Source organism: Cupriavidus sp. 01L46 (assembly GCF_056399905.1).
Window position 1 is genome coordinate 1 of the sequence record NZ_JBFTSF010000452.1, and the last position, 3710, is coordinate 3710.

The window sequence follows — 3710 nt, forward strand, 5'->3', positions numbered from 1 at the left end:
GTGGCCGATCCGGTCGAGTTGCTGATGCGCGTGCAACTTGGCGGAGGCACCGATATCGCGCGGGCCGTGGCCTATGCCCAGGCGCAGATCGGCACGCCGACACGCAGCATCGTGGTGCTCGTCAGCGATTTCTACGAAGGCGGCAGCGACTATGAACTGGTCCGCCGCGTCAAGACGCTGGTCGGCGCCGGCGTGACCGTGCTCGGCCTGGCCGCGCTGGATGCGCGCGCCGAGCCGGTCTATCACCGCGAACTGGCAGCCCGCCTGGTGCGCGAAGGCGCCCACGTGGCCGCAATGACGCCCGGCGAGCTGGCCGCCTGGCTGGCCGAGAAAGTCTCCGGCAAGGCCGGCGGGCAAGTGCCCGGAGGGCTGGTCGCATGAGGGCAGACCGTGCCGATCTCCTGGAGCTGACGCCCGAAGCGCTGGTGGCGCTGGCCAACGCCGGCTTCGTCAAGCGTGCGCAGAAGGAAATGGCCGAGGGCAAGGCGCCCGAGCTTGCGCAAGATGCCGATGGCACCTTGCATGCCGCGTACGCCGACGGCACCCGCACCAGCCTTGCCGCAGGCCGCGCGCTGCGCGATGCGGTCTGTAGCTGCATTGCTTCTGGCCTCTGCCGTCACCGCATCCTGCTGGTGCTGGCTTACCAGCAGGCCTGCCGGGATGTGGCCAGCGCGGACCAGCCGTCGGGCGAGGGCACGCAGGCCAGCGTGGAAGAGGGTAGTGCCCATATGCCCGTCACCCCGCCCGTCACCCCGCCCGTCACCCCGCCCGTCACCCCGCCCGTCACCACGCCCGTCACCACGCCCGAAGGGCTAGCCGGCGGCCCATGGTCCCCGGCGGATTTCGACGACGCCGCGTTGCACGCCGCGTTGCGCCCGGCCACGCTGCGCCAGGCCGCCGAGCTGGCACGCGCGCGGCCGGTGGCGCGGCTGGCCGGCTGGCGCGTGGAAGCGCCGGTGCCCACCGCGCACCTGCCGATGTGCACGGTGCGGTTTTTCTCGCGCCACAGCCTTGGCCACGCGCGTTGCGATTGCCAGGAGGGCAGCAGTTGCGCCCACGTGGCGCTGGCGGCCTGGGCCTTTCGCGCTGCGGCCGGTCGCCATCGCGGCCAGGTCGATGCCACGGTGGAGATCGCGCCGCCGGAGCCGGATGACGCCGATGCCGATGCCGATGCCCGTCAGGCTGATGTCGACATGCTGCGCGCCCTTGCCGCCGCGGCCGATGCGCTGGCGCGGCAACTGTGGGCGGAAGGCACGGCCCAGGCGCCGCTGGCGCTGGCCCCGCGCCTGGGCCTGATGCGCAGCCTGGCCGCCGATTTCGGCGCGGCCTGGGTCAGCGCCGACGTCGACGCGCTGGCGGCGCAGCTCGATGACCAGCACAACCGCAGTGCCCGCTATGACCCGCGCCGCCTGCTGGATGCGCTGGCGTGCCTGCAAGGCCGGCTGGCCGCCGCGCTATCGGCCAGCATCGCCAGCACCGCCGGGCAGCCCGGGGCGCTGTTGCCGGCGCGCCAGATCCTCGGCCTTGGCGTCAAGGGCGAAGTCGCGCTCGACCACCTCAAGCTGGTTTCGCTGGGCGCCGTCATGTGGGACGACGGCGACCACCCCGATGCGGCCTGCGGGGTCTCCATCGCCTTCGCGGACCCCGACACCATGGGCGTTGTCGCGCTCGAGCGCAGCTGGCCCCGGTCGGAGGGCGCCGCGCCGCCGGTGCCGCTGGTGCAGCGGCGCGTGGCGGGCAATCCGATGGGCCGCCTGGCCGCCAGCCAGGTGGTCACGCGCGCGGCGCGCCGCCGCGCCAACGGCTTGCTGGAGATTGGCAGCGCCGCGCGCCAGACCAATGTGCTGCCGCTCTCCGCCCAAGCCTGGAACGACCTGCGGCCGCCGCTGGCCTTCGCCACGGTGGCGGCATTGCGCCAGCACCTCACGCAAGCCGCGCCCGCCTGCCTGCTGCCGCGCCAGGCCATCGGGCACCTGCACGTGCTGGACGTGATGGCCGTGGCGCAGTGGGGCTGGGACGCCGCCGCGCAGACCTTGCTCGCCAGCCTGCTCGACACCGATGGCCAGCGCTGCCTGCTGCGCTACCGCCACGGCAGCGGCGCGCCCGGCGCCGTTGACGCGCTGGCAAGCGTGTTGCGCATCGCCGAGGCGGGAGGCGACGCCATCCAGCGCGTGGCGGGCACGGTGCGCGTGATTGGCGGCGCCCTGGAAATGGAGCCGCTGGCCCTGATGACCCAGGCCCGCGCCGTGGTGCTGGCGACCGAGCCCGCCAGCCCCGGCCCCATGCCGGCCTGCGTCGCGCCGGCACCGGTGCCGCATGCCGCCCTGGCCGGCGCCGCGCTGGCGCTGCTGGCGCAGTGGCTGCGCCAGGGCTTGCGCAACCAGCGTCCGGCCGCGCTTGAGCGAGCTCGCGAACTAGCCACGGCGTTGTCGCGCGCCGGGCTGGCGGAGACGGCGCTGCGCCTCGAGGCGGCGCTGGAGGGCTTTGGCGGCGGGCCGGATGAGAACACCGCCTCGCGCTGGTGGGAACTGGTCCTGTGGCTGGCGGAGATCGAGCGCGCGGCGCTGCGGCCCCCGGTGGCAGCGCCCGCATAGCGGGGCCGCCGGCCCGGCCCAGCCCGGCCTGCACGCAAGCAACTTTTGTCACGCTTGACCGGAACGCCCCGGCCCTTTGCCGGTCTATGACTTACATCCGCGTTACAATGCTGTGGTGCACCATCGGCGCCGGATGGCTGATTTATCACCATCCGCGCCGGTTTGGCCCTAGTCGTTCTACCCCGATTCATGCGATCCCTGCTGCTCCTGATCACCGTTCTGTGCTTGTCTGCGCTGTCCTTCGGGGCCGCGGCGAACACGCACGCCGGTATGCCGGGGCCTGCATTTGATCCTGTTCGCGCCGAATTCCTGATTGCCGAACCGGCGTTCTCCCGCACCCTCGACGAACTGGACGCTAGTGCCGGCCTGGAGCGCGTCGTGGCGCCGGGCGACGATGGCCTGGCGGGCGAAGCGATGGCGGCAGCGGTGGTGGCGGCGGTGGTGGAGGCCGATCCTCCCGGCTACTGCGAGATCTGGTCCGCCGACTTGCTCGACCCCCTCGACATGCTCGACGAGATCGAAGAATCCAGCGCGCTCTTCGCGCTGCACACCGTGCGTGTTTCGTTGCCCCCCAACGAGATAGCGCAAGAGCTGCCCGCACGCCCGGATCCTTTGCCCGCGGCGTTCTTCAAGCCCCCCATCTCCCTGATCTGACAGCCCTGGCAACCCCGGCGCGCACCTTGCGCGCCCGGGCTGCGTTCCTATTGCCTGGGCGCCTTGGCCCGATCGCGTCCGCGATCGCTGGCTGACCGTTGGCGCGCGCTTTTTGCGCGCGCCGGCGGCGGGCGCGCAGCCGTTTCGCCTGCCCCCATTTGTCATGCAGATCAAACAGATCACTATGTTTTCCATGGTGGCGTTGCTGTCGCTCGGAGCCTTGCCGGCTCTCGCGGCGGAAACGTTCACCTTGCCGCAACTGCTGTCCCTTTCGCAGTCCACCAACAAAGGCGTGGAGGCGGCGCAGGCCGGCGTGGATGCCGCCAGCGCCGCTGTGACCAGCGCGCGTGCCTATCCCAATCCGCAGGTTGAGGTGATGTACGGGCGCCTGTCGCCGCGCACTGCCGGTGTGGCCGGTGGCGCCGCGCCGACCATGGCCATCACCCAGAAGCTGGATTATCC

General features: G+C 72.0%; 3 protein-coding genes and 1 pseudogene. All 4 read left to right on the top strand.

Annotation, left to right across the window (positions count from 1 at the left end; translation table 11 throughout):
• Positions 1 to 381, top strand: a 381-nt coding sequence (locus AC1DS3_RS36575) for a VWA domain-containing protein (RefSeq protein WP_477129127.1), incomplete at its 5' end; no start/stop codon positions are given.
• Positions 378 to 2594 carry an SWIM zinc finger family protein gene (locus tag AC1DS3_RS36580; protein WP_477129128.1) on the top strand — a complete coding sequence of 739 codons (2217 nt, stop codon included), beginning with the start codon at positions 378 to 380 and terminating at the stop codon, positions 2592 to 2594. The genes AC1DS3_RS36575 and AC1DS3_RS36580, both read left to right, overlap by 4 nt.
• A gap of 189 nt (positions 2595 to 2783) precedes the next feature.
• Entirely contained in the window at positions 2784 to 3248 is a 465-nt protein-coding gene (locus AC1DS3_RS36585) for a cobalt-zinc-cadmium resistance protein (protein WP_441634612.1), read from the top strand.
• A 193-nt stretch (positions 3249 to 3441) separates the two neighbouring features.
• Positions 3442 to 3710, top strand: a pseudogene (locus AC1DS3_RS36590) (TolC family protein); the annotation flags it as partial.

What these genes read in the sequence shown, in the direction of transcription:
- AC1DS3_RS36580 (WP_477129128.1), top strand. Translation starts at nt 378, where the DNA reads ATGAGGGCAGACCGTGCCGATCTCCTGGAGCTGACGCCCGAAGCGCTG.
- AC1DS3_RS36585 (WP_441634612.1), top strand. Translation starts at nt 2,784, where the DNA reads ATGCGATCCCTGCTGCTCCTGATCACCGTTCTGTGCTTGTCTGCGCTG.